This is a genomic window from Kitasatospora sp. NBC_01287, from assembly GCF_026340565.1.
Taxonomy (GTDB): domain Bacteria; phylum Actinomycetota; class Actinomycetes; order Streptomycetales; family Streptomycetaceae; genus Kitasatospora.
Window position 1 is genome coordinate 5,648,316 of record NZ_JAPEPB010000001.1, and the last position, 24,520, is coordinate 5,672,835.

21 protein-coding genes and 1 pseudogene are annotated in these 24,520 nt (G+C 73.8%); 14 read left to right on the top strand and 8 right to left on the bottom strand.

Annotation, left to right across the window (positions count from 1 at the left end; all coding sequences use genetic code 11):
* Positions 1-125: 125 nt before the first annotated feature.
* The gene (locus OG455_RS24470) at positions 126-1,580 is read left to right on the top strand and encodes an NAD(P)H-quinone dehydrogenase (protein ID WP_266297080.1); all 1,455 of its coding nucleotides are present in this window, start codon (positions 126-128) and stop codon (positions 1,578-1,580) included.
* A gap of 162 nt (positions 1,581-1,742) precedes the next feature.
* Entirely contained in the window at positions 1,743-2,705 is a 963-nt protein-coding gene (locus OG455_RS24475) for a DeoR/GlpR family DNA-binding transcription regulator (RefSeq protein ID WP_266297082.1), read from the top strand.
* Positions 2,706-2,782: 77 nt separating this feature from the next.
* Here the strand turns inward: OG455_RS24475 and OG455_RS24480 are convergent, their stop codons facing one another.
* From OG455_RS24480 to OG455_RS24490, 3 genes are all read right to left on the bottom strand, one after another.
* A complete protein-coding gene (locus OG455_RS24480; protein ID WP_266297084.1) occupies positions 2,783-4,558 on the bottom strand; it encodes a biotin carboxylase N-terminal domain-containing protein in 1,776 nt (591 codons plus the stop codon).
* A gap of 226 nt (positions 4,559-4,784) precedes the next feature.
* Positions 4,785-5,570, bottom strand: coding sequence for a hypothetical protein (locus OG455_RS24485; protein ID WP_266297086.1), 786 nt, complete (start codon positions 5,568-5,570; stop codon positions 4,785-4,787).
* Between the two features lie 65 nt (positions 5,571-5,635).
* On the bottom strand, positions 5,636-6,235 hold the full coding sequence (locus OG455_RS24490; protein WP_266297088.1) for a nucleoside triphosphate pyrophosphatase: 600 nt from the start codon (positions 6,233-6,235) through the stop codon (positions 5,636-5,638).
* Between the two features lie 111 nt (positions 6,236-6,346).
* Between OG455_RS24490 and OG455_RS24495 the strand changes: the two genes are divergently transcribed.
* Both OG455_RS24495 and OG455_RS24500 read left to right on the top strand, forming a co-directional pair.
* Positions 6,347-6,568, top strand: coding sequence for a type II toxin-antitoxin system VapB family antitoxin (locus OG455_RS24495; protein WP_266297090.1), 222 nt, complete (start codon positions 6,347-6,349; stop codon positions 6,566-6,568).
* Positions 6,565-6,984 carry a PIN domain-containing protein gene (locus OG455_RS24500; RefSeq protein ID WP_266297093.1) on the top strand — a complete coding sequence of 140 codons (420 nt, stop codon included), beginning with the start codon at positions 6,565-6,567 and terminating at the stop codon, positions 6,982-6,984. Before OG455_RS24495 ends, OG455_RS24500 begins: the two co-directional genes overlap by 4 nt.
* A gap of 33 nt (positions 6,985-7,017) precedes the next feature.
* Here the strand turns inward: OG455_RS24500 and OG455_RS24505 are convergent, their stop codons facing one another.
* Positions 7,018-7,236: an acyl-CoA carboxylase subunit epsilon gene (locus tag OG455_RS24505; protein ID WP_266297095.1), complete on the bottom strand. Its 219-nt coding sequence runs from the start codon at positions 7,234-7,236 to the stop codon at positions 7,018-7,020.
* Positions 7,237-7,273: 37 nt separating this feature from the next.
* Positions 7,274-8,878, bottom strand: a complete 1,605-nt coding sequence (locus OG455_RS24510; protein ID WP_266297097.1) for an acyl-CoA carboxylase subunit beta — start codon at positions 8,876-8,878, stop codon at positions 7,274-7,276.
* 197 nt (positions 8,879-9,075) lie between these two features.
* Between OG455_RS24510 and OG455_RS24515 the strand changes: the two genes are divergently transcribed.
* The 3 genes and pseudogenes from OG455_RS24515 to OG455_RS24525 form a co-directional block, all read left to right on the top strand.
* Positions 9,076-9,972 carry a biotin--[acetyl-CoA-carboxylase] ligase gene (locus OG455_RS24515; protein ID WP_266297100.1) on the top strand — a complete coding sequence of 299 codons (897 nt, stop codon included), beginning with the start codon at positions 9,076-9,078 and terminating at the stop codon, positions 9,970-9,972.
* 181 nt (positions 9,973-10,153) lie between these two features.
* Positions 10,154-11,326: an adenylate/guanylate cyclase domain-containing protein gene (locus OG455_RS24520; RefSeq protein WP_266297102.1), complete on the top strand. Its 1,173-nt coding sequence runs from the start codon at positions 10,154-10,156 to the stop codon at positions 11,324-11,326.
* Positions 11,327-11,735: 409 nt separating this feature from the next.
* A pseudogene (locus OG455_RS24525) lies at positions 11,736-12,761 on the top strand (diguanylate cyclase); the annotation flags it as partial.
* An 845-nt stretch (positions 12,762-13,606) separates the two neighbouring features.
* Here OG455_RS24525 and fdhD read toward each other — a convergent pair.
* Positions 13,607-14,431 (bottom strand): formate dehydrogenase accessory sulfurtransferase FdhD, encoded by an 825-nt coding sequence (gene fdhD / locus OG455_RS24530; protein WP_266297104.1) that lies wholly within the window; start codon positions 14,429-14,431, stop codon positions 13,607-13,609.
* Between the two features lie 135 nt (positions 14,432-14,566).
* Here fdhD and hutH point away from each other — a divergent pair, with 135 nt between their 5' ends.
* Positions 14,567-16,141, top strand: a complete 1,575-nt coding sequence (gene hutH, locus OG455_RS24535; RefSeq protein WP_266300938.1) for a histidine ammonia-lyase — start codon at positions 14,567-14,569, stop codon at positions 16,139-16,141.
* Positions 16,142-16,231: 90 nt separating this feature from the next.
* Here the strand turns inward: hutH and OG455_RS24540 are convergent, their stop codons facing one another.
* Complete coding sequence (locus OG455_RS24540; protein WP_266297106.1) at positions 16,232-16,678, bottom strand: hypothetical protein; 447 nt, start codon at positions 16,676-16,678, stop codon at positions 16,232-16,234.
* A 170-nt stretch (positions 16,679-16,848) separates the two neighbouring features.
* On the opposite strand from OG455_RS24540, the gene OG455_RS24545 reads away from it, so the two are divergent.
* Entirely contained in the window at positions 16,849-17,757 is a 909-nt protein-coding gene (locus tag OG455_RS24545; protein ID WP_266297108.1) for a MurR/RpiR family transcriptional regulator, read from the top strand.
* 142 nt (positions 17,758-17,899) lie between these two features.
* Entirely contained in the window at positions 17,900-18,238 is a 339-nt protein-coding gene (locus OG455_RS24550; RefSeq protein WP_266297110.1) for a hypothetical protein, read from the top strand.
* A 7-nt stretch (positions 18,239-18,245) separates the two neighbouring features.
* On the opposite strand, the gene OG455_RS24555 is transcribed toward OG455_RS24550, so the two are convergent.
* Entirely contained in the window at positions 18,246-18,815 is a 570-nt protein-coding gene (locus tag OG455_RS24555; protein WP_266297112.1) for a Uma2 family endonuclease, read from the bottom strand.
* A gap of 180 nt (positions 18,816-18,995) precedes the next feature.
* On the opposite strand from OG455_RS24555, the gene hutU reads away from it, so the two are divergent.
* From hutU to hutI, 4 genes are read left to right on the top strand one after another with little or no spacing between them, the layout of a single operon-like run.
* Positions 18,996-20,666, top strand: coding sequence for a urocanate hydratase (gene hutU, locus OG455_RS24560; RefSeq protein ID WP_266297114.1), 1,671 nt, complete (start codon positions 18,996-18,998; stop codon positions 20,664-20,666).
* 38 nt (positions 20,667-20,704) lie between these two features.
* Positions 20,705-21,892, top strand: a complete 1,188-nt coding sequence (locus OG455_RS24565) for an allantoate amidohydrolase (RefSeq protein WP_266300939.1) — start codon at positions 20,705-20,707, stop codon at positions 21,890-21,892.
* Positions 21,880-23,265: a formimidoylglutamate deiminase gene (locus OG455_RS24570; RefSeq protein WP_266297116.1), complete on the top strand. Its 1,386-nt coding sequence runs from the start codon at positions 21,880-21,882 to the stop codon at positions 23,263-23,265. The genes OG455_RS24565 and OG455_RS24570 overlap by 13 nt, the downstream gene beginning before the upstream one ends.
* A gap of 34 nt (positions 23,266-23,299) precedes the next feature.
* Positions 23,300-24,466: an imidazolonepropionase gene (gene hutI, locus OG455_RS24575; RefSeq protein WP_266297118.1), complete on the top strand. Its 1,167-nt coding sequence runs from the start codon at positions 23,300-23,302 to the stop codon at positions 24,464-24,466.
* Positions 24,467-24,520: the final 54 nt, after the last annotated feature.

Below are 24,520 nucleotides of genomic sequence, written 5' to 3' on the forward strand. Positions count from 1 at the left end.
GGGCGTCAGCCTACGGGAGTTGGCGAACGGATCAAGGGCGGGGCGGCCGGGCCGCCACCGCGGCCCTTCGGTGATGCGCACAAATCAACGGGCCGGTGCTCGCTTCGAACTCGGTGTGCGGGACAATGGTGCACGTGACTCGGATCGTGATCATCGGTGGCGGACCCGGCGGATACGAGGCGGCCCTGGTGGCGGCCCAGCTCGGCGCGGAGGTGACCGTCGTCGACCGCGACGGACTGGGCGGGGCGGCGGTGCTGACGGACTGCGTGCCGTCCAAGACGCTGATCGCGACGGCCGAGGTGATGACCGGCTTCGACGCCTCCTACCAGGAGCTCGGCATCACGCTCGCCTGCGACCGGCCGAACGGCGAGGGCGGCGAGCGGGCGATCAGCGTCGACCTCGGCAAGGTCAACCGGCGCGTCAAGCGGCTGGCGATCGCCCAGTCGCACGACATCACCCAGTCCGTCACCCGGGCCGGCGTCACCGTGCTGCGCGGTACAGGGCGGCTCGGCGCCGGCGGCCAGGCGGCGGACGGCTCGCGCGAGGTGATCGTGCGGGCCGCCGACGGCAGCACCCAGTCGGTGCGCGCCGACGCGGTGCTGATCGCCAGCGGCGTGCACCCGCGCGAGGCGCCGGACGCGCTCCCGGACGGCGAGCGGATCCTGAACTGGAAGCAGGTCTACGACCTGGAGGAGCTGCCCCGCGAGCTGATCGTGGTCGGCTCCGGTGTCACCGGCGCCGAGTTCGCCGGCGCCTACCAGGCGCTCGGCTCCAAGGTCACCCTGGTCTCCAGCCGCGACCGGGTGCTGCCGGGCGAGGACCCGGACGCCGCCGAGGTGCTGGAGGACGTCTTCCGCCGCCGCGGCATGAACGTGATGAGCCGGCTGCGGGCCGAGAGCGCCAAGCGGGTGGGCGACCGGGTGGAGGTCACCCTCTCGGACGGCCGGGTGATCAGTGGCACGCACTGCCTGATCGCGATCGGCGCGATCCCCAACACCGCGGACATGGGGCTGGAGGAGGCCGGGGTCAAGCTCAACGACTGGGGCCAGATCGTGGTGGACCGGGTCTCGCGCACCAGCGCCCCCGGCGTCTACGCGGCCGGCGACTGCACCGGCGTCTTCATGCTCGCCTCGGTCGCCGCGATGCAGGGCCGGATCGCGATGTACCACGCGCTGGGCGACGCGGTGCAGCCGCTGAACCTGAAGACCATCGCCTCCAACATCTTCACCGACCCGGAGATCGCCACCGTCGGCTACACCGCCGCCGACGTCTCCTGCGGGAAGATGGACGCCGTCGAGATCAAGCTGCCGCTGCGCGGCAACCCGCGGGCCAAGATGCAGGGCATCAGGGACGGCTTCGTCAAGCTCTTCTGCCGCCCGGGCACCGGCATCGTGGTGGGCGGCGTGGTGGTCGCGCCGCGCGCGAGCGAACTCATTCACTCGATCTCGCTCGCGGTGGACAACAACTTGACGGTCGAGCAGGTGGCGAGCGCCTTCACGGTCTACCCCTCGCTCTCCGGGTCCACCGCCGAGGCGGCCCGCCAGCTGCACATCCGCAAGCGGGCGGAGAGCGAATCCTGAGGGCGTCACCCGAATGCGCGGGCGCTTCGTCCTGACGGCGGAGAGCACGCGGGGGTGCGGCGGCGCGAATTGTACGGTCATGCGCCGCCGTGAGGTGAGTAGTTCCTGTTACTAGCGGCAAACGCCTGAAAGCGGACGGTCAGGAGGGTTACCGTCGGTTCTGTGTTTGCTGCAGAACGTCGCCAGTTGATCCTCGAAATGGTGCGGGCCAACGGAGCGGTATCGCTCCGCGAGTTGGCCCGCGTCGTCCAGACCTCCGAAGTGACCGTCCGCCGGGACGTCCGCGCGCTGGAGGCCGAAGGGCTGCTCGACCGCCGGCACGGCGGCGCGGTGCTCCCCGGAGGCTTCAGTCGTGAGCCGGGGTACCCGCAGAAGACCCACCTCGCCGCCGCCGAGAAGAGCGCGATCGCGGACCTCGCGGCCACGCTGGTCGAGGAGGGCGACGCGGTGGTGATCGGGGCCGGCACCACCACCCAGGAGCTGGCCCGCCGCCTGGCCCGGGTCCCGGGCCTGACGGTGGTGACCAACTCGCTGCTGGTCGCCCAGGCGCTCGCGCACGCCAACCGGGTGGAGGTGGTGATGACCGGCGGCACCCTGCGCGGGTCCAACTACGCCCTGGTCGGCAGCGGTGCCGAGCAGTCGCTGCACGGGCTGCGGGTCTCCAAGGCCTTCATCTCCGGCAGTGGGCTGACCGCCGAGCGCGGGCTCTCCACCACCAACATGCTCTCGGCGAGCGTGGACCGGGCCCTGGTGCAGTCGGCCACGGAGGTGATCGTGCTGGCCGACCACACCAAGCTGGGCACCGACACCATGTTCCAGACCGTGCCCACCGACGCGATCACCCGCCTGGTCACCGACGAGCACGCGGCGGGCCACGACCCGACCGCCCGCGAGCTGGACGCACTGGCCGACTGCGGGGTGCAGATCGCCATCGCGCCGCTGGGGCTGGCCGCCGAGCCGCCGGGCCACCCCGCCCCGGAGCGCCACCCGCAGCAGCCCCCGGGGCCACCGCGCCGGGCCGTGCCGGGCGTGCCCACGGCGGCGCCGGCCGCCGGCGCCCCGCTGCCCGGTCAGCGCCGCCCGGGCACCCACGCCTTCCGGCCGCTGGCCGCCGGGCGCCCGTGAACGCGCTGTGGCCCGCCGGTTGACGAGCAACCAGCGGGCCACGGGGGGCCGGCGAGCGGCCGGCCCCGGATCTCGCGTCAGTCCTTGATCTCGCAGAGCGCCGCGCCACTGCTGACGCTCGCGCCGACCTCCGCCTTCAGGCCCACGATGGTGCCGGCCTTGTGGGCGTTGAGCGGCTGCTCCATCTTCATCGCCTCCAGGACGACGATCAGCTCGCCCTCGGCGACCTGCTGACCCTCCGCCACGGCGACCTTGACGATGGTGCCCTGCATCGGCGAGGCCAGGGTGTCACCGCTGACCGCGGTGCCGGCCTTCTTCGCGCCGACCCGGCGCTTGGCCTTGCCCGCGCCACCGGCGGCCGCCGCCGGGGCGGAGCCGACGCCCAGCGAGGCGGGCAGCGAGACCTCGATCCGCTTGCCGCCGACCTCGACCACCACGGTCTCGCGCTCGTTCGACTCCTCGCCGTCCACCGCACCGCCGGCGAACGGCGGGATGGTGTTGTCGAACTCGGTCTCGATCCAGCGGGTGTAGATGCTGAACGGGCCGTCCTGGCCGTGCGTCTCCGGCGCGAACGCCGGGTCGGACACCACGGCCTGGTGGAACGGGATGGCGGTGGCCATGCCCTCGACCTTGAACTCGGCCAGCGCGCGCCGGGCCCGCTCCAGGGCCTGCTTGCGGTCCCGGCCGGTGACGATCAGCTTGGCCAGCAGCGAGTCCCAGGCGGGGCCGATGACCGAGCCGGTCTCCACCCCCGCGTCCAGCCGCACGCCGGGGCCCGACGGCGGCGCGAAGAGCGTCACCGTGCCGGGGGCGGGCAGGAAGTTGCGCCCCGGGTCCTCGCCGTTGATCCGGAACTCGAAGGAGTGGGCGCGGATCGCGGGGTCGTCGTAGCCGAGCTCCTCGCCGTCCGCGATCCGGAACATCTCGCGCACCAGGTCGATGCCGGTGACCTCCTCGGTCACCGGGTGCTCGACCTGCAGGCGGGTGTTGACCTCCAGGAAGGAGATCAGCCCGTCCTGGGAGACCAGGAACTCGCAGGTCCCGGCGCCGACGTAGCCCGCCTCGCGCAGGATCGCCTTGGAGGCCCGGTAGAGCTCGGCGTTCTGCTCCTCGGTGAGGAACGGCGCGGGCGCCTCCTCGACCAGCTTCTGGTGCCGGCGCTGCAGCGAGCAGTCGCGGGTGGAGACGACCACGACGTTGCCGTGCTGGTCGGCCAGGCACTGGGTCTCGACGTGCCGCGGGTTGTCCAGGTACTGCTCGACGAAGCACTCGCCGCGCCCGAAGGCGGCGACCGCCTCGCGCACCGCGGACTCGAAGAGCTCCGGGATCTCCTCCAGCGTGCGGGCCACCTTCAGGCCGCGCCCGCCGCCGCCGAAGGCCGCCTTGATGGCGACCGGCAGGCCGTGCTCGGTCGCGAAGGCGACCACCTCGTCCGGCCCGGCGACCGGGTCCGGGGTGCCGGCCACCAGGGGCGCGCCGGCCCGCTGGGCGACGTGCCGGGCGGTGACCTTGTCGCCGAGGTCACGGATGGCCTGCGGCGGCGGGCCGATCCAGATCAGGCCGGCGTCGAGCACGGCCTGGGCGAACTCGGCATTCTCGGAGAGGAAGCCGTAACCCGGGTGGACGGCGTCCGCCCCCGAGTCCGCGGCCGCCTTGAGGACCTTGGCGATGTCCAGGTAGCTGGTCGCGGGGGTGTCGCCGCCGAGAGCGTAGGCCTCGTCGGCCGCGCGGACGTGCAGCGCGTCCCGGTCTGGCTCGGCGTAGACGGCGACGCTGGCGATACCGGCGTCCGAGCAGGCCCTGGCGACGCGGACGGCGATTTCCCCGCGGTTGGCGATGAGCACCTTGCGCACTGTGGCTCCCTTCTTGAACCTCGATGGAGTTTAGGGATGACGGGGTGGTACCGGCGAGTAGCCCCAGGTGGTGAGCTTGCCCACACGGAGCGTGACGCACATGGTGATCATGCGCGCACGGAGCGGGAGGGCCGCAGGTGGCAACGGTACGCCGGGCCGCTAGGGCGCCTCTTGATCGCGGCGGCGGCCGAGGTGGGGCACCGTGGCGTTCGCCACAGCGAGGGGGTCATCCGGTGCTCCCGGTGCTCGGGGCCGCCGTGGCGGGGGCTGTCGCGGGGGCCGTGGCGGCCGGTGCCGCGGCGGCGTCGGTGACGTCGGCCACCCGCTCGACCACGTCCGGGCCGTAGCGGGTCGGGTTGACCACCCGCAGCATCAGCGCGAAGGTCCCGTGCAGCCCGTAGCGCCTGGTCAACTGCCGCTCGTGCGCGACCAGGTAGCGGACCGCCGCGTGGTTGGCGATGGCCACCTGACCGGCGATCAGGAAGACCGGTCGACCCTGACCGCCGGGGTCGAGCCGGGCCAGCAGGGCGTAGCTCCACCCCGGGGTGTCCCGGCCGTCGGGGACCAGTCGGAACTCCTGGTCGCCGACCACGATGGCGGGTCCGTCGGTCGAGGACCGGTCGTAGCCGAACCGCACGCTCGGCAGCCGCCAGCCCAGGTGCGCGGCCGTCCGGTCGTTGCTGTACGGGCCGCCGACGCAGAACTCGGCCTTGTCGCCGAGGCCTTGGCGGACCAGGTCGTGCGCCATGATCTCCGGTCGGGCGCCGCAGGAGTTCACCAGGATGGCGAGCTCCATCAGCGCGCTCACGTCGTCGCGGTGCACGCTGGTGGTCTGGCCGCTGATCTGCCGGTTGACCACCACCAGGCAGTCGGTGCCGGCCGGCATCCCGAAGAAGGCCCGGCGCCGCTCGGTGAGCCGGCGCCGGCGCACGGACTGGGCGAGCCAGGCCAGGCCCGCGCCGATCGCGCTGGTGAGCAGCCCGATCAACACGTTCAGCAACTGGTCAGTCACCGCTATCACTTCCCCCTCGACCGGCGGCGCCAGCCTAGCGGGGCGGCGGGGCGAGGGCCCAGGCTTCAGGCCCAGAGATCGGTGATCCGCACCCCTAGATCGGCGAGCAGGGTGCGCAGCAGCGGCAGCGACAGGCCGATCACGTTGCCGTGGTCGCCCTCGATGCCCGCCACGAACGGCGCCGAGCGCCCGTCCAGGGTGAAGGCCCCGGCCACGTGCAGCGGTTCGCCGCTGGCCACGTAGGCCTCGATCTCGGCGTCGTCGGGCTCGGCGAAGTGCACGGTGGTGGAGGCGGTGGCCGAGACCTGGCGGCCGCTCGCGGTGTCGATCACGCAGTGCCCGGTCCGCAGCACTCCGCTGCGCCCGCGCATCGAGCGCCAGCGGGCCAGCGCGTCGGCGGTGTCGGTGGGCTTGCCCAGCGCCTGCCCGTCCAGCTCCAGCACCGAGTCGCAGCCGATCACCAGCTCGCCGTCGGCCAGTTCGGCGGCCACGGCGGCGGCCTTGGCCTCGGCGAGCACCAGGGCCAGCTCGGCGGGGGTGGCGGCGCTCAGCGCGTCCTCGTCCACCCCGCTGACGATCACGCGGGGTTCGAGCCCGGCTTGGCGCAGCAGGCCCAGCCGGGCGGGGGAGGCGGAGGCGAGCACGAGGGGGCGACGATCGGTCATGCGGGCCAGCCTACGGGCCGGCGGACGGGGTACCGGGCGACCGGACTGTGAGTATTGTTTATGACAGCTGTTGGCCATCAACATCAGCCATCGACATCGGGAGTGTGCGCGATGAGCCTGACCACGCTGGATCTTGATGACGACGCACTCGCCGAGGCGATGAAGCTGTCCGGCGTCAAGACCAAGAAGGACACCGTCAACACGGCCCTGCGCGAGTACGCCGCGCGGCACCGCCGGATAGCGGCGCTGGAGCTGTACGCCGAGCTGGCCAAGGACTGGGACTACGAGGGGTGGGAGCGCCGCCGCCGGGCCGAGAAGGGTCGCCCCGAGTGATCCGGTACCTCATCGACTCCTCGGCCCTCTGGCGCCTCCAGCGCGATCCGCGGCTGCGGGCGGCATGGGCCGGGGTGGTCTCCGAGGGAGTGGTGGGGTCCTGCCACCCGCAGCGGACCGAGTTCCGGGTGTCGGCCCGCAGCGGACGCGAGTACGAGGTCATGAGCCGCATGTTCGACGACCTCTATCCGGACGTGCCGGTGCCGAAGGCGGCCTGGCGCTGGGTCGAGGCCGCCCAGCACGACCTCGCCCAGCGCGGGGAACATCAGGCGCTGGGCGTGGTCGATCTGCTGATCTGCGCCACGGCGGCCCACGCGGGCCTGGTCGTCCTGCACGACGACCAGGACTTTGCGACCGCGGCCCGGGCCCTGCCGGATCTGGCCGAGCGCAATCTCAACCGGCTTCCCGGCACCTGAGAGCCTGAGAACCTGAGTCAAGGGGGCGCTGGTTCAGCGGGCCCAGCCGGAGGTGCGCCAGGCGTTGGCGCCCGGACGCACGGCGGGGCGGATCCGGCGGGCCGGGTCGGTCCACGGGGAGGCCGGGCCGCTCGCCGCCCGGCGGGCCGCCTCGGCGGCGGCCTCGGCGGCGGCCCGGGCTTGGACCACCGCCAGGACGGTGGCCAGCTCCTCGGGGGTCGGCTGCCCGTGCAGCACCTGGATGGGGGGCATCGTCGGGATCCTTTCCGAGCGGGAGGTGGGCCGGGCCCTACAGGGGGATGTTGCCGTGCTTCTTGGGCGGCAGCACCTCGCGCTTGCCGCGCAGCGCCCGCAGCCCGCGCACGATGTGCTTGCGGGTGTCGGAGGGCGCGATCACGGCGTCCACGTAGCCGCGCTCGGCCGCCAGGTAGGGGTTGAGCAGGGTGTCCTCGTACTCGGCGACCAGCTCGGCGCGGCGCGCGTCCACGTCCGCCCCGGCGGCCGCGGCGTCGGCCAGCTCGCGCCGGTAGACGATGTTGGCCGCGCCCTGCGCGCCCATCACCGCGATCTGCGCGGTGGGCCAGGCGAGGTTGAGGTCGGCGCCCAGGTGCTTGGAGCCCATCACGTCGTAGGCGCCGCCGAAGGCCTTGCGGGTGATCACGGTGATCAGCGGCACGGTGGCCTCGGCGTAGGCGTAGATGAGCTTGGCGCCGCGGCGGATGATGCCGTCCCACTCCTGGCCGGTGCCGGGCAGGAAGCCGGGCACGTCCACGAAGGTGAGCACCGGGATGTTGAAGCTGTCGCAGGTCCGCACGAAGCGCGCGGCCTTCTCGCTGGCCGCGATGTCCAGGCAGCCGGCCAGGTCCAGCGGCTGGTTGCCGACCACGCCGACCGGCTGGCCCTCGACCCGGCCGAAGCCGGTGATGATGTTGCGGGCGTACAGCGGCTGGGTCTCCAGGAACTCGCCGTCGTCCAGCACGTGCTCGATCACGGTGTGCATGTCGTACGGCTGGTTGGCCGAGTCCGGCACGATCGCGTCGAGTTCGAGGTCCTGCTCGGAGACGGCGAGGTCGGCCTCCTCGGGGAAGCCCGGCGGATCGCTCAGGTTGTTGGAGGGCAGGTACGAGAGCAGGCTCTTGACGTACTCGACCGCCTCCTTCTCGTCCGCGGCCAGGTAGTGCGCGTTGCCCGACTTGGTGTTGTGCGAGCGGGCGCCGCCCAGCTCCTCCATGCCGACGTCCTCGCCGGTGACCGTCTTGATCACGTCGGGCCCGGTGATGAACATGTGCGAGGTCTGGTCGGCCATCACGACGAAGTCGGTGATCGCGGGGGAGTAGACCGCGCCGCCCGCGCACGGGCCCAGGATCAGCGAGATCTGCGGGATCACCCCGGAGGCGTGCACGTTGCGGCGGAAGATCTCGCCGTACAGGCCGAGCGAGACCACGCCCTCCTGGATCCGGGCGCCGCCGGAGTCGTTGATGCCGACCATGGGGCAGCCGGTCTTCAGCGCGAAGTCCATCACCTTGACGATCTTCTCGCCGAACACCTCGCCGAGCGAGCCGCCGAAGACGGTGAAGTCCTGGGCGAAGACCGCGATCTGACGGCCGTCCACGGTGCCGTAGCCGGTGACCACGCCGTCCCCGTACGGGCGGTTCTTCTGCTGGCCGAAATTGGTCGATCGGTGCCGGGCGAACTCGTCGAACTCCACGAAGGAGTCCTCGTCCAGCAGTTCGAGAACCCGCTCACGGGCCGTCAGCTTGCCTTTGGCGTGCTGCTTCTCGACCGCTGCGGCGGAGCCGGAGTGCACCGCCTCGTCGATCCTGCGGCGCAGGTCGGCGAGCTTGCCGGCGGTGGTGTGCGGGTCCAGCGTGGAGTCGGTGGGCACGTCGGTCATCCCGAGGGGTTCCTCACGTGAGGGGCGCGGTGGAGGGTGGGGGAGTCCGAGCCGGACGGTCCGCGGACTACCGTCCGGTAGCGTAGCCAGCCGGGTGCCGTTCGCGTTATGGCCAGCGACACAGTGTGTTAATCAGCGTTTCTGCGGGACGATGGGTCGGCCTGGGGCTACCCCTGGTGCCCCCATACGCTAGGGCCATGACCGAGCCGGATCGCCCTCGTCGCAGCGGACTGCGTGGTTTCGGCCACGACGGTCCTTCCCCCTGGACCGACCTGGACCGCCCACCGCTGGAAGCCGCCGCGCTGCGCCAGGACCTGCTGCTGCCCGGCGGCCTGTGGACCGCGCTCGACGTGGTCGAGGAGACCGGCTCCACCAACAGCGACCTGACCGCGCGGGCCAAGGACGGCGCGGCCGAGGGCGCGGTGCTGGTCGCCGAGCGGCAGAACGCCGGGCGCGGCCGACTGGACCGGAGGTGGAGCGCCCCAGCCCGCTCCGGGCTCTTCCTGTCACTGCTGCTGCGGCCCACCGTGCCGCGCGAGCGGCTGGGCTGGCTGCCGATCCTGGTCGGCGTCTCGACCGCCGCCACCCTGGCGCGGGTGGCCGAGGTCGAGGTCGGCCTGAAATGGCCCAACGACCTGCAGCTGACGGTGGCGGGCGAGGAGCGCAAGGTCGGCGGCATCCTCACCGAGCTGACCGGCGAGGCGGTGGTGGCCGGCCTGGGGCTGAACATCACGCTGCGCGAGGAGGAACTCCCGGTGCCCACCGCCACCTCGCTCGCGCTCGCCGGCGCCGCCGTGACCGACCGGGCCACCCTGCTGCGCGCGCTGCTGCGCGAGTTCGCCGAGCTGTACGGCGAGTGGCAGGCGGCGGCGGGCGACCCGCAGGCCAGCGGCCTGCTGGCGGCCTACACCGCGCGCTGCGGCACGCTGGGGCGCCAGGTGGTGGTGCAGCTGCCCGGGGAGCGCGAACTGCGCGGCGAGGCGGTCGCGCTGGACGCCGACGGGCGCCTGGTGGTGCGCGGCGCGGACGGCGCGCGGCAGGCGGTCGGCGCTGGCGACGTGGTGCACCTGCGCCCCCAGCCGCGCACCGGCTGAGCGCTGTCCGCGGCAGCGCTCCGGCACTGGTTCGTCAGGTCCGGATGCCCCGGATCTGGGAATTCCGTGCGACCATTCCACCTGGCAACGGTGTGAGGCGCGCCACGTCCCCGGGCGGCGGAGTGCCTCACGAAGGACGGGAACTCAACGGCAAGTGCGGCGACCGCACGGGGACGGACCGGTGGCAGAGGACGACGGCGGGCTCGCGCCGGACGACAACGCGCGCGACGGTGGCGCCCCCGAGGAGGCGGACCACACCGTCGCGCTCGACCTGGAGGAGCTGATCCTCGGGGCGCCGCGCCGGTACACCCCCTACCAGGCGGCCCGCACCGCCGAGGTGCCGATGGAGCTGGCCACCCGCTTCTGGCGGGCCATGGGGTTCCCCGACATCGGCCAGTCCCGCGCGCTCAACGACGGTGACGTGATCGCGCTGCGCCGACTGGCCGGTCTGGTCGAGTCCGGGCTGATCAACGAGGCGATGGCGATCCAGGTGGCCCGCTCCACCGGCCAGACCACCGCCCGGCTGGCCGGCTGGCAGATGGACACCTTCCTGGAGAACCTCACCCAGGCCGCCGAGCCGGGCCTGACCCGGGCCGAGGTGGCCTACCCGCTGGTCGAGCTGCTGCTGCCGGAGCTGGAGCAGTTCCTGATCTACGTCTGGCGCCGCCAGCTGGCCGCCGTCACCGGCCGGGTGGTGCAGGCGGCCGAGGACACCGAGATCACCAGCGGCAAGCTCGCGGTGGGCTTCGCCGACCTGGTCGGCTTCACCCGGCTCTCCCGGCGGCTGGAGGAGGAGGAGCTCGGCTCGCTGGTGGAGACCTTCGAGTCCACCTGCGCCGATCTGATCGCGGGGCAGGGCGGGCGGCTGATCAAGACGCTGGGTGACGAGATCCTCTACGTCTCGGAGGACCCGGTCACCGCGGCCGAGATCGCGCTCAGCCTGGTCGAGACGCTCACCGAGCAGGAGTCGATCCCGGCGCTGCGGGTCGGCATGGCCTTCGGCACCGTCACCTCGCGGATGGGCGACGTCTTCGGCACCACGGTCAACCTGGCCAGCCGGCTCACCTCGATCGCGCAGCGCGACGCGGTGCTGATCGACGGGCAGTTCGCGGCGGCGCTGGAGCAGGCCGGGGCCGCCGGCCAGGGCGCGGCGGACGGGACGGGCACCGCGCAGGCGCAGTTGGCGGACGCGCTGGCGGCGCACTCCGGGGTGTCGCTGGGCGCGATGGGCCGCGCGGCGGGCGCGGCGGGGACGCCGCGCTTCCAGCTGCAGGCGATGTGGCGGCGGCCGGTGCGCGGGCTCGGGCTGGTCGAGCCCTGGCTGCTGACCCGGCGGGCGAAGCCGATCCGCTGAAGGCCGGCCGCTGAAGGCCGACCACTGAGGGGCGGCCACTGAGGGGCGGCCCGAGGGGGCCGCAGCGGGACCGGCCGAGGACCCGTCGGTGTGCGCCGGTTCGCGAGGCCGACACCGTATCGGCTCAATCGCGTGGATTTCAGGCATTTCCGGTAAACCGGGCATATCCTCGGCAATCCCTCCTAGTCTGGTCCCGAACGCGGAGTACCGGACCTCAGCGGCAGGGGTGAACGTGGGCGGTGCGCAGGTGATGGCGGAGCTCGGAGGCGCCGATGGCCCCGGCGGTGCGCTCGGGGGCTCGGGGGCGCGGGCCGGTGAGCGGGTCGGCGACCACGCCGAGCAGCTGGACCAGGTGACGGCCACCGGCCTGGACCACCGCCTGCAGGCGGTGGTGGAGCTGGCCCAGGACATGGCGGGCGCGCAGAGCGCCCTGGAGGCGGTGCGGGCCGCCGCCGCCCGGGCCACCGCGGCGCTGGGCGCGACCATGGCGGCCGTCTCGGTCTGGGACCGGGAGTCGGGGCGGCTGCGGGTGCTGGTCAACCACGGTGAGCTGGCGGCCGGCGAGGAGGAGATCCCCGACGACGAGTCCTACCCGGTGGCCGACTTCCCCGAGATCGTCACCTATCTGGACGAGCACTGGAGCACCGGCCGGCTGCCCAGGGCCTGGGTGCAGACGGCGGAGGACCTGGTGCCGCACGCCTCCAGGCCGCACCCGGGCGCCGGCGCGTTCTGCCGGCAGCGCGCCGCCGGGCTGCGCCGGCGCGGGAGGTCCTGCTGCCTGGTCGCGCCGGTCGTGCTGCACGGGCAGGCCTGGGGCGAGCTCTACCTGGCGCGCGGCACCGGGCTGCCGGTCTTCACCGAGGCGGACGCGCAGTACGCGACCCTGCTGGCCGCGCAGATCTCGGCCGGCCTGGCGCAGACCGAGCGGCTGGCCGACCTGCGCCGGCTCGCCTTCACCGACCCGCTCACCGGGCTGGCCAACCGGCGCGCGGTGGACGCCCGGCTGGAGAGCGCGCTGGCCAACCACAACCGGGACAGCACCGTGGTCACGCTGGTGGTCTGCGACGTCAACGGCCTGAAGCGGATCAACGACCTGCACGGCCACGAGATGGGTGACCGGCTGCTGGAGCGCTTCGCCGGACAGCTCTCGATGGCCGGTGCCAAGCTGCCCGGCTCGCTGGCCGCCCGCCTGGGCGGCGACGAGTTCTGCCTGCTGGCGGAGGGCCAGAAGGCCGACGAGGTGGTCGCGGTGGCCGAGGAGCTGTGCGCGAAGGCACTGCAACTGGCCGACGGGGAGGGGGTGGCCTGCGGGATCGCCTCGACCGGTGACTCGATCGGCCCGGTCTCCACCTCCGACCGGCTCTTCCGGCTCGCCGATGCCGCCCAGTACCGGGCCAAGGCGGCGCGGGCGGCCCACCCGGTGGTGGCCGGGCGCAGCCACGGGCCCGGGCTGGCGCCGGATCCGACCGTGCTGCTCGCGGACGCCGCCGATCCGCACCACCGCAGCTCCGACGCGCGCGGGCGCGGGGCGGGCGCGGGGCGCGGTCCGCACGGCGACCGCCGCCGGTTCCGCGGCGCCGCGCACAGTGCCGATCCGGGGCAACTGCTCAGCGTGGTGCTGAACGCGCTGGACCAGGAGACCGGGCCGCGCGCGCACCACCCGGCCGACAGCCTGGGGCGGCTGGCCACCGTCGCCGAGGTGGCGGCCCGGCTGCTGGACGCGGTGGCCTGGTGGATCTCCTACGTGCCGCCCGGCTCCCACCTGATGCACACCGTGCAGCACGCGGTCTACCGGATGACCACCGGGCCCACCCCGCGGGCGGCCGGCGGCGTGTCGCCGGGCGCGGCCCGGCGGGCGGAGAGCATGCGGGCCCGGATCGAGGCCCCGGACGCGGTCTTCGACCTCGACCACTACCCGCTCACCCGCGGCGCGGTCGGCGGCGGCGGCTTCGCGCTGCGCACCGGGGAGGCGGGCAACGACCCGGCGGAGGAGGCGGTGCTGGTGGTCGGCGGCTACCGCGGCATGGTCGCGGCCGGCGGTGCCAACCCGGCGGGGGGCTGGCTGGTCGAGCTCTTCGCCGACGACGCCACGCTGCCGCTGGGCCAGGTCGCCCCGGCGCTGCGGACACTGGTCGCGGTGGCGCTGTCGGGCCCCGCCTCGCCGCCACCCGGCTGAGGGCCGGCGGGCCGGCAGGCGGGGCGGGCGGGAGGGACGGGCGGAATGGGCGGAATGGGCGGACGGGCGGGGCGGACGGGCGGAATGGGCGGACGGGCAGGCGATCAGTCGCCGATCACCCGGTCCGCCCTGGTGTAGACGTTCGCGCTCTCGCCGCGCAGGAACCCCACCAGGGTCAGCCCCAGCTCCTCGGCCAGGTCGGCGGCGAGCGAGGACGGCGCGGAGACCGCGGCGAGCAGCGGCAGCCCGGCCAGCGCCGCCTTCTGGGTCAGCTCGAACGAGGCGCGGCCGCTGACCAGCAGCAGGTGCCCGGTGAGCGGCAGGCGGTCCTCGCGCAGCGCCCAGCCGATCACCTTGTCGACCGCGTTGTGCCGGCCGACGTCCTCACGGGCGCAGAGCAGCTCGCCGGTCGCGCTGAAGAGGCCGGCCGCGTGCAGGCCGCCGGTGGACTCGAAGGTGCGCTGGGCGGCGCGCAGCGCGTCGGGCAGCGCGTAGAGCACCTCGGGCCGCACGGTGAGCGGGTCGTCGGCGGGCTTGAACCGGACGTGGGTGCGCACCGCGTCCACCGTGTCGCGTCCGCACAGTCCGCAGGCGCTGGTGGTCAGCAGGGTGCGGTGGGCGGAGAGCGGCAGGGCGTCCGCGCCGCGCAGGGTGGCGTCGACCACGTTGTAGGTGTTCTGGCCGTCCTGGTCACTGCCCGCGCAGTAGCGCAGCGCCGCCAGCTGCTCGCGCCGGTGCAGCAGCCCCTCGCCGACCAGGAAGCCGGCCACCAGGTCGAAGTCGTGCCCCGGGGTGCGCATGGTGACGGTCAGCGCCTCGCCGCCGATCCGGATCTCCATCGGCTCCTCCGCCGCCAGCGCGTCCGGCTGGGGCGTCCGCTGCGCCCCGCGCAGCCGTACCACGCGCCGTCGCACCGTCGCCCGTGTCATGCTGCCCACGCCCTTCCCGACCCGGCTCCCGCTCACCCCGCTGCTCGGGGCGCACCCCCAGCATGAGGCATCCAGGCTTTTGGGTGGCCACGGTTGTCATATCTTCATTCAGCTGATCTGATGGTGCATATGGATATGCACAGTGCTCCGGCCGCCGACGCGCCGCTTGTTCAGGTCGGCAAGGCCGACGTCACCGCCGAGGACGTGCTCGCCGTGGCGCGCGGCAACGCCCGGGTCGAGATCGGCCCCGACGCGCTGGCCGAGATGGCCACCTCCCGTGCCAGGATCGACGCGCTGGCCGCCGAGCCGCGCCCGGTCTACGGCATCTCCACCGGCTTCGGCGCCCTGGCCGTGCGCCACATCAGCCCCGAGCTGCGGGCCCAGCTGCAGCGCTCGCTGGTCCGCTCGCACGCCGCGGGCATGGGCCCGGTGGTGGAGCGCGAGGTCACCCGTGCGCTGATGTTCCTGCGGATGAAGACCCTCGCCTCCGGCCGCACCGGGGTGCGCCCGCTGGTCGCCGAGACGATGGCCGCGATCCTCAACGCCGGCATCACCCCGGTGGTGCGCGAGTACGGCTCGCTCGGCTGCTCCGGCGACCTGGCCCCGCTCTCGCACTGCGCGCTGGTGCTGATGGGCGAGGGCATCGCCTACGGCCCGGACGGGGCCGAGCACCCGGCCGGCGAGCTGCTCGCCGCCGCCGGCATCGCGCCGGTCGAGCTGCTGGAGAAGGAGGGCCTGGCCCTCATCAACGGCACCGACGGCATGCTCGGCATGCTGGTGATGGCCATCGCCGACCTGTCCCGGCTCTTCACCACCGCCGACATCACCGCCGCGATGTCGCTGGAGGCGCTGCTCGGCACCGAGAAGGTGCTGGCCCCCGAGCTGCACGGCCCGATCCGCCCGCACCCGGGCCAGGCGCTGAGCGCGGCCAACATGCTGGCGGTGCTCCAGGGCTCGGGCCTGACCGGCCACCACCAGGACGACGCGCCGCGGGTCCAGGACGCCTACTCGATCCGCTGCGCCCCGCAGGTGGCCGGCGCCGGCCGCGACACCCTGGCGCACGCCCGCACCGTCGCCGAGCGCGAGCTGGCCGCCTCGGTCGACAACCCGGTGGTGCTGCCGGACGGCCGGGTGGAGTCCAACGGCAACTTCCACGGTGCCCCGGTCGCCTACGTGCTCGACTTCCTGGCCATCGCCGCCGCCGACCTCGGCTCGATCGCCGAGCGCCGCACCGACCGGCTGCTGGACAAGAGCCGCTCGCACGGCCTGCCGGCCTTCCTGGCCGACGACCCGGGCGTGGACTCCGGTCTGATGATCGCTCAGTACACCCAGGCGGCCCTGGTGAGCGAGAACAAGCGGCTGGCCGTCCCGGCCTCGGTGGACTCGATCCCCTCCTCGGCCATGCAGGAGGACCACGTCTCGATGGGCTGGTCCGCCGCCCGCAAGCTGCGCCAGGCCGTGGACAACCTGGGCCGGATCCTGGCGGTCGAGCTGACCGCCGCGGCCCGCGCGCTGGAGATCCGCACCGCCGACGGCACCACCCACCTGGCGCCCGCCACCGCGGCCGCGGTCGCCACCGCTCGCGAGGCCGGCGTCGGCGGGCCCGGCCGGGACCGCTTCCTGGCTCCGGACCTGGCTGCCGCCGAGGCACTGGTCGCCTCCGGCGCGCTGCTCGCGGCCGTGGAGCGGGTCACCGGTCCGCTGGCCTGATCCGCCGGCCCGATCCTGATCCCTCAGCCCGATCCGCCGGCCCGATCCGCCGGCGGGGAGAGCGGGCCGCGTCGCCGGAGCGGGTGGGTCTCAGGCCCACTCGCTCCGGGCGGCGACCCGGCGCCGCTCCTCGCGCTCCTGCTCCCACCGGTTGCCCAGCGCGGCGGCGACGTTGACGCCGACGATGCCGGCCCAGGTGACGAGCATCCCGGTCAGGCCCGAAGCGGACCCGATCCCGGTCAGCGGGATGGCCAGGGCGAGCGAGAAGAACGGCAGCTTGTTGCCGCCGCCCCAACCGCGCCGGCGCTCCCGGTCCGGCCGGCGCTCCCCGTCCCGGAAGCGCTCCGCCGGTCCCAGGTCCGCGAGCCGCTCGGCGACCCGTTGCTCGACCCGGGCGTCCAACCGGGAGTCGACCCGGGAGAGGAAGGAGTCGACCAGGGCCGACTCGTACTCGGCCCCCAGCTCCTTGCGGGTCTGCAGGGCTGCGTCCAGGTCGGCCCGGAGCTCCGAGGTCTGGCTGTCACGGCGAGGATCCATGGCGACAAGACTGCGGCCCGGGAGCGGGCCCGGTAAAGCCGCAACCGCGCCTCTCAGGGGGAAATCAGGGTGACCCTGAGGGCAGCGGGCATCCCGGCGTACGAGACACCCATTGCCCTGGCGTACCGCCTGCTGCACAGTACGTCGAAGCCTGTTGAAAGGGACGCACCATGAGCACCAGCGCCCAGTCGTCCCCCGCGCCGGGCCCGGCCCCGGTCGCCGCCCCCGCGGCCGCCGCCCCCTCCGCCAGGCTCCTCGAACTCTTCGACGGCCACCGGCTCACCCCCACCCAGCGCCGGATCGCGCACGCCCTGGTCCGGCACGCGCCCGAGGCGCCGTTCCTGTCCAGCGTCGAGGTGGCCGAACTGGCCGGGGTCAGCCAGCCCTCGGTGACCCGGTTCGCCGTCGCGCTGGGCTACGACGGCTACCCCGCGCTGCGCAAGCGGCTGCGCGACCTGGGCGTGGGGGAGCCGGCCGCGCCGCCCGAGTCGCCCTCCGAGGTGGTGCGCAACGAGCACCAGCAGGCCGTCCTCGCCGAGATCGCCCACCTGCGCCGGCTGGCCGAGCTGCTGGCCGACCCGGAGCCGATCGTCCGCGCCGCCCGGCTGTTGGCCGCCTCCCGCCCGCTCCCGGTGCTCGGCCTGCGGGCCGCCTCCGCGCAGGCCCGCGGCTTCGCCTACTTCGCGGCCAAGGTGCACCCGGACATCCGGCTGCTCGACGAGGGCGGCTCGATGCTGGCCGACCGGATCGAGCAGGCCGCCGCGGCCGGCGCCTCCGCGCTGCTCTGCTTCGCGCTGCCCCGCTACCCGCGCGAGCTGATGGACGCGCTCACGGTGGCCCGCGACTGCGGCCTGACCGTGCTCACCGTCGCCGACAGCGCCTTCGCCCCGGTGGCGGCCCGCTCGGACCTGCTGCTGCCGGCCGAGGTCGGCACCGGCCTGGTCTTCGACACCGCCTGCGCCCCGATGGTGCTCGGCCGGGTGCTGCTGCAGACCATGTGCGACGAACTTCCGGGCGCCGAGGCCCGGTTGGAGTCGATCGAGCAGTCGGCGGCGTCCCGCGGCCTCTTCCTGGAGTAGCCGCCGGCCGGGCCGCGCCCGCCCGGGGCGCCTTGAGCGGGACTGGACGCAGCCCGCAACCGGCCGATCGATTGGCGCCGCGCGGGAGTAGTACCGCGCGGACCGGGCATCCCCTCCTTGGGACGTAACGGGGGTGTCCGCCATGCGCGTGATCCACGAAATGAGACCGGTCGGCCGCCTCTCCTCCGGCGCGGAGGAGTGGGCCTGCCCCGCCTGCGGCCGTCGGGTGGCCCTGGGCCCGCCCGGGCCGGGTCTGACCATCCTCGAACCGGGTGACGAGAGTGCCGTCCACATCGGCCTGGTCGACCCCGCCCCGCCCCCCGGCACCGCCGCCGAGCGCTACGGCCTGGGCCCGGTGCAGGAGATCCCCCGCCCGCCCTCGCTGCCCATGCTCCCCGCCGAGCCGGCCGGGACCGCCGAGCGCGACCGCCAGTGGCTGGCCGAGATCGGCATCGACTGGGGTGGCGACGAGGCGGCCTGAGCGGGCGTCAGCTCCCGTAGCGGGGGAGTTCGGCGGTGGCCAGCTCGCCCGGCAGCGGCGCAGGCAGCGGGACGGACTCGCCGTAGGTGCCGTGCAGGACGCCCTGGTAGCTCCCGTCGCGCGGGTGGGTGTAGAGCGTCCAGGTGCCGTTGCGGGGGTCGACGGCGAGCAGTACGGCCATTCCGGCGGTGGCATACCAGTCGGTCTTGTCTGCGATGCCCCGGGCGCGCTCGGAGTTCGAGATGACCTCGACCGCCAGTGCCGCATCGCGCGGATCGGCGAGCCAGTCATCGGCATCGGCCCAGGCGGCTGGTAGGACGATCAGGTCCGGTGTCGCGTAGTCGTCCTCGTCGTTGGGCATGGCGACCGAGGACACCTCGTACGTGCGGAGGTCTGGCGGCAGGAGGGACTCGAGTTGCTGCCGCAGCAGCCAGATCGCCCCGGCGTGCTTACCGCGTGGAGTCGGGGACATGACCAGAGATCCTCCGATGATCTGCACGCGCAGGCCGGTGCTTCGCTCGATCTCCTCGGCTGCCTCCCGCAGTCGGCCGGGCCGCACGGTGATTGCTGCTGTCACGGTGTCCTCCACTGTCGACGGGATGCGCCAAGAGCTGGTGTTCGCCAGCTTCAGACTAGCGCCCGGCAGTTGTGAATCCGGGGGCCGATTCAGAGGTGTAGGGCTAGCCGATGGTCAGGTGTTTGGATATATTCAGACTTACAAATCCTGAATGAATCCATCCGCAAGGAGACCGGCAGCATGGCGGAGCAGCAGACGAGCGGTCCGCGCGAGGTGCGCGCGGCGCGGGGTACGAAGCTCAGCACCCAGGGGTGGCAGCAGGAGGCCGCCCTGCGGATGCTGATGAACAACCTCGACCCCGAGGTGGCCGAGCACCCCTCCAAGCTGGTCGTCTACGGCGGCACCGGCAAGGCGGCGCGCGACTGGCGCTCGTACGACGCGATGGTGCGCACGCTGCAGACGCTGAAGCAGGACGAGACCATGCTGGTCCAGTCCGGCCGGCCGGTCGGTGTGATGCAGACGCACGAGTGGGCGCCGCGGGTGCTGATCGCCAACTCCAACCTGGTCGGCGACTGGGCCAACTGGGAGGAGTTCCGCCGGCTGGAGAGCCTGGGGCTCACCATGTACGGGCAGATGACCGCCGGGTCGTGGATCTACATCGGCACCCAGGGCATCCTGCAGGGCACCTACGAGACCTTCGCCGCGGTGGCGAACAAGAAGTTCGACGGGACCCTGGCGGGCACCATCACGCTGACCGCCGGTCTCGGCGGCATGGGCGGCGCCCAGCCGCTGGCCGTCACCATGAACGGCGGCGTGGCGATCTGCGTCGACTGCGACCCTTCCCGGATCGCCCGCCGGATCGAGCACCGCTACCTGGACGTGGAGGCCAAGAACCTGGCCCACGCCCTGGAGCTGGCCACCGCCGCCCGTGACAAGAAGCAGCCGCTCTCCATCGGCCTGCTGGGCAACGCCGCCGAGGTGTTCCCGCAGCTGCTCGCGATGGACGCGCCGATCGACATCGTCACCGACCAGACCAGCGCGCACGACCCGCTGAGCTACCTGCCGATCGGCGTCTCCTTCGAGGACATGGCGACCTACGCCGCCGAGAAGCCGGCCGACTTCACCATCCGCTCGCGCGAGTCGATGGCCAAGCACGTGGAGGCAATGGTCGGCTTCCAGGACGCCGGCGCCGAGGTCTTCGACTACGGCAACTCGATCCGCGGCGAGGCCCAGCTGGCCGGCTACGACCGGGCGTTCGCCTTCCCCGGCTTCGTGCCCGCCTACATCCGCCCGCTCTTCTGCGAGGGCAAGGGCCCGTTCCGCTGGGCCGCGCTCTCCGGTGACGCGCAGGACATCGCGAAGACCGACAAGGCCGTGCTCGACCTCTTCCCGGAGAACGAGTCGCTGCACCGCTGGATCAAGATGGCCCAGGAGAAGGTGCACTTCCAGGGCCTGCCCGCGCGGATCTGCTGGCTCGGCTACGGCGAGCGCGACAAGGCCGGCGAGCGGTTCAACGACATGGTCGCCTCCGGCGAGCTCTCCGCGCCGATCGTGATCGGCCGCGACCACCTGGACTGCGGCTCGGTCGCCTCGCCCTACCGCGAGACCGAGGCGATGCTGGACGGCTCCGACGCGATCGCCGACTGGCCGCTGCTCAACGCCATGGTCAACGTCGCCTCCGGCGCCTCCTGGGTCTCCATCCACCACGGCGGCGGCGTCGGCATCGGCCGCTCGATCCACGCCGGCCAGGTCACGGTGGCCGACGGCACCGCGCTGGCGGGCGAGAAGATCCGCCGGGTGCTCACCAACGACCCGGGCATGGGCGTCATCCGCCACGTGGACGCCGGCTACGACCGCGCCGACGAGGTCGCCGCCGAGCGCGGTGTGCGCATCCCCATGGGTGAGCTGTGACCCTCCCTTCAGGAGCGAGGCCGGCGGGCTTCGAGGAGATGTGGGCGGAGCTGCTCCCCGTGGGCCGCTCCGCCGCTTCCGGCGGCTACCGCCGGCACGCCTGGAACGGCGCCGACGCGGAGTGCCGGGCCTGGTTCGAGGAGCAGGCCCGCGGCCGCGGCCTGACCTACGAGCTGGACCGCAACGGCAACCAGTGGGCCTGGCTGGGCGAGGCGGACGCGCCGGGCGCGATCGTCACCGGCTCGCACCTGGACTCGGTGCCGGACGGTGGCGCCTTCGACGGCCCGCTCGGCGTGGTCTCCTCGTTCGCCGCGCTGGACGCCCTGCGCGAGCGCGGCGCGACGTTCCGGCGGCCGCTGGCGATCGTCAACTTCGGTGACGAGGAGGGCGCCCGGTTCGGCGTGGCCTGCATCGGCTCCCGGCTCAGCGCCGGTCTGCTGACCCGGGAGCAGGCCTACGAGCTCCGCGACGCGGACGGCGTGCGGCTGCCCGACGCGATGGAGCGGGCCGGCTACGACCCGGGCGCGATCGGCGTGGACGAGGAGCGCCTGGCCCGGATCGGCGCCTTCGTCGAGCTGCACGTCGAGCAGGGCCGCTACCTGGGCGAGGACCAGCCGGTCGGGGTGGCCGGGGCGATCTGGCCGCACGGCCGCTGGCGCTTCGACTTCCACGGTGAGGCGAACCACGCGGGCACCACCCGGATCGAGGACCGCCGCGATCCGATGATCACCTACGCCAACACCGTGCTCTCGGCCCGCAAGAAGGCCAGGCTGGCCGGCGCGCTGGCCACCTTCGGCAAGATCGCCGTCGAGCCCAACGGCACCAACGCGATCGCCTCGCTGGTCCGCGGCTGGCTGGACTCCCGGGCGGCCGACGAGGCCACGCTCACCGAGCTGGTCGAGCAGATCCACCAGGCCGCCGCCGAGCGCGGCGAGCGCGACGGCGTCAAGGTCGAGCTGACCCGCGAGTCGTACACGCCGGTGGTCGACTTCGACGTCCCGCTGCGCGACCGGCTGGTCGGCACCCTCGGCGGCGCCCCGGTGCTGCCCACCGGCGCGGGACACGACGCCGGGATCCTGGCATCCGCCGTCCCGACCGCCATGCTGTTCGTGCGGAACCCGAGCGGTGTCTCGCACTCCCCGGCCGAGCGCGCCGAGGTGGCGGACTGCCTCGCGGGAGTGGCGGCACTCGCGGACGTCCTGGAGGACCTGGCATGCCGGCAGTGACGGAGCAGCACGACCGCGGTGACGCGGCGCAGGCCTACTGGGCCGAGCACGCCTGGGTACCGCACGCCAACGGCCCGGTGGTCGAGTCGCAGGTGCTGATCGAGGTGGCGGCCGACGGCCGGATCGCCGCGGTCACCCCGGACAGCGGCCCCTGCCCGCCGCGGGCCGTCAAGCTGGCGGGCCTGACCGTCCCCGGCCAGGCCAACGCCCACTCGCACGCCTTCCACCGAGCCCTGCGCGGCACCGTGCAGGTCGGCTCCGGCACCTTCTGGACCTGGCGCGACACCATGTACCGGTTCGCCGGCGCGCTCGACCCGGACAGCTACCTGGCGCTCGCCACCGCCGTCTACGCCGAGATGGCGCTGGCCGGCATCACCTCGGTCGGCGAGTTCCACTACCTGCACCACGCCCCGGGCGGCGCCCGCTACCAGGACCCCAACGCGATGGGCGAGGCGCTGATCGAGGCCGCCGCCCGGGCCGGGATCCGGATCACCCTGCTCGACACCTGCTACCTCTCCTCCGGCTTCGGCGCCGAGCTGAGCAAGCCCCAACTGCGCTTCGGGGACGGGGACGCCGAGGCCTGGGCCGCCCGGGCGAGCGAGCTCAAGGCGCGCGACCACGCCCGGCTGGGCGCCGCGATCCACTCGGTGCGCGCGGTGCCGGCCGAGCAGTTGGGCACGGTGGCGCGGTGGGCCGCCGAGCGGCAGGCCCCGCTGCACGTGCACCTGTCCGAGCAGACCGCCGAGAACGACGCCTGCCTGACCGCGCACGGCGTCACCCCGACCCGGTTGCTCGCCGACCACGGCGTGCTGGGCCCGCGCACCAGCGCCGTGCACGCGACCCACCTGACCGAGGAGGACATCAAGCTGCTGACCGACTCCTCCACGGTGGTCTGCATGTGCCCCACCACCGAGCGCGACCTGGCCGACGGCATCGGCCCGGCCCGCCGGCTGGCCAGCGGCGGCTGCCCGGTCACCCTGGGCAGCGACAGCCACGCCGTCATCGACCCGTTCGAGGAGGCCCGCGCGCTGGAGCTGAACGAGCGCCTGCGCACCCGCACCAGGGGCCACTGGACGGCGGGCGCGCTGCTGCGAGCCGGCAGCGAGGACGGCCACGCCTCGCTCGGCTGGCCGGAGGCCGGCCGGATCGAGGCCGGGGCGCTGGCCGACTTCACCGTGCTGGCGCTGGACTCGGTCCGCACCGCGGGCCCGCCCGCGCGCCTGGGCGCCGAGACCGCCGTCTTCGCCGCCTCGGCGGCCGATGTCCGGCACGTGGTGGTCGGCGGCCGGCGGGTCGTGGTGGACGGGGTGCACCAGGGCGTCGCCGACGTGCCGTCCGCGCTGCGCACCGCCATCGCCGCGCTGCTCGCCTGATCCGCTCCGGACCACCACCACCTCTGAAGGGCTCATGACCAGCACCCTGATCACCAACATCGGCGCCCTGGTCACCAACGACCCGTCACACCCCGGCCTGCTCGGCCTGATCGAGCAGGCCGCCGTGGTGATCGACGGCTCGGTGGTCATCTGGACCGGGCGGGCCGCCGACGCCCCCGCGGCCGACCAGGTCCACGACGCCCAGGGGCGGGCCCTGCTGCCCGGCTTCGTGGACTCGCACGCCCACCTGGTCTTCGCGGGCGACCGCACCGCCGAGTTCAACGCCAGGATGTCCGGCCAGGCCTACACCGCGGGCGGCATCCGCACCACGGTGGCCGCCACCCGGGCCGCGAGCGACGCCGAACTGGACGCCAACCTGGGCCGGTTCGTCCGCGAGGCGCTGCGCCAGGGCACCACGACCATCGAGTGCAAGTCCGGCTACGGCCTCACCGTCGAGGACGAGGCCCGCGCGCTGCGGATCGCCGCCGCGCACACCCCGGAGACGACCTACCTGGGCGCGCACGTGGTGGCGCCCGAGTACGCGCAGGACCCGGCCGGCTACGTCGACCTGGTCACCGGCGAGATGCTGGACGCCTGCGCCCCGCACGCCCGCTGGGTGGACGTCTTCTGCGAGCAGGGCGCCTTCGACGGCGACCAGGCCCGGGCGATCCTGACGGCGGGGATCGAGCGCGGCCTGACCCCGCGGGTGCACGCCAACCAGCTCTCCTACGGGCCCGGCGTGCAGCTGGCGGTGGAGCTCGGCGCCGCCTCGGCCGACCACTGCACCCACCTGACCGACGCGGACGTGGCGGCGCTGGCCGGCTCCGGCACGGTCGCCACCCTGCTGCCCGGCGCCGAGTTCTCCACCCGCGCCGCCTACCCGGACGCCCGCCGCCTGCTGGACGCCGGGGCCACCGTGGCGCTCTCCACCGACTGCAACCCGGGCTCCAGCTTCACCAGTTCGATGGCCTTCTGCATCGCGGTGGCGGTCCGCGAGATGGGCATGACCCCCGACGAGGCGGTGCACGCCGCCACCGCGGGCGGCGCCCGCGCGCTGCGCCGCACCGATGTCGGCCGGATCGCCCCCGGCGCGCGCGCCGACCTGCTGCTGCTGGACGCCCCCTCCCCGGTCCACCTGGCCTACCGCCCGGGTGTGCCGCTGACGGCGGCCGTCTGGCGGGCGGGGGTGCGGGAGCTGTAGCGGGAACCGCACCCGTCGCGGTAGTGAGCACGCAGGCCCGGTACGGAGTTCCGT

Bases quoted from the DNA above. Each gene is read 5' to 3' on its own strand.
- OG455_RS24565 (WP_266300939.1), top strand. From the start codon at position 20,705: ATGTGGGCGGAGCTGCTCCCCGTGGGCCGCTCCGCCGCTTCCGGCGGC.
- fdhD (WP_266297104.1), bottom strand. From the start codon at position 14,431: ATGACACGGGCGACGGTGCGACGGCGCGTGGTACGGCTGCGCGGGGCG.
- hutI (WP_266297118.1), top strand. From the start codon at position 23,300: ATGACCAGCACCCTGATCACCAACATCGGCGCCCTGGTCACCAACGAC.
- OG455_RS24505 (WP_266297095.1), bottom strand. From the start codon at position 7,236: ATGCCCCCCATCCAGGTGCTGCACGGGCAGCCGACCCCCGAGGAGCTG.
- OG455_RS24540 (WP_266297106.1), bottom strand. From the start codon at position 16,678: ATGGATCCTCGCCGTGACAGCCAGACCTCGGAGCTCCGGGCCGACCTG.
- OG455_RS24545 (WP_266297108.1), top strand. From the start codon at position 16,849: ATGAGCACCAGCGCCCAGTCGTCCCCCGCGCCGGGCCCGGCCCCGGTC.
- OG455_RS24570 (WP_266297116.1), top strand. From the start codon at position 21,880: ATGCCGGCAGTGACGGAGCAGCACGACCGCGGTGACGCGGCGCAGGCC.
- OG455_RS24495 (WP_266297090.1), top strand. From the start codon at position 6,347: ATGAGCCTGACCACGCTGGATCTTGATGACGACGCACTCGCCGAGGCG.
- OG455_RS24550 (WP_266297110.1), top strand. From the start codon at position 17,900: ATGCGCGTGATCCACGAAATGAGACCGGTCGGCCGCCTCTCCTCCGGC.
- hutH (WP_266300938.1), top strand. From the start codon at position 14,567: ATGCACAGTGCTCCGGCCGCCGACGCGCCGCTTGTTCAGGTCGGCAAG.
- OG455_RS24490 (WP_266297088.1), bottom strand. From the start codon at position 6,235: ATGACCGATCGTCGCCCCCTCGTGCTCGCCTCCGCCTCCCCCGCCCGG.
- OG455_RS24515 (WP_266297100.1), top strand. From the start codon at position 9,076: ATGACCGAGCCGGATCGCCCTCGTCGCAGCGGACTGCGTGGTTTCGGC.
- OG455_RS24510 (WP_266297097.1), bottom strand. From the start codon at position 8,878: ATGACCGACGTGCCCACCGACTCCACGCTGGACCCGCACACCACCGCC.
- hutU (WP_266297114.1), top strand. From the start codon at position 18,996: ATGGCGGAGCAGCAGACGAGCGGTCCGCGCGAGGTGCGCGCGGCGCGG.
- OG455_RS24470 (WP_266297080.1), top strand. From the start codon at position 126: ATGGTGCACGTGACTCGGATCGTGATCATCGGTGGCGGACCCGGCGGA.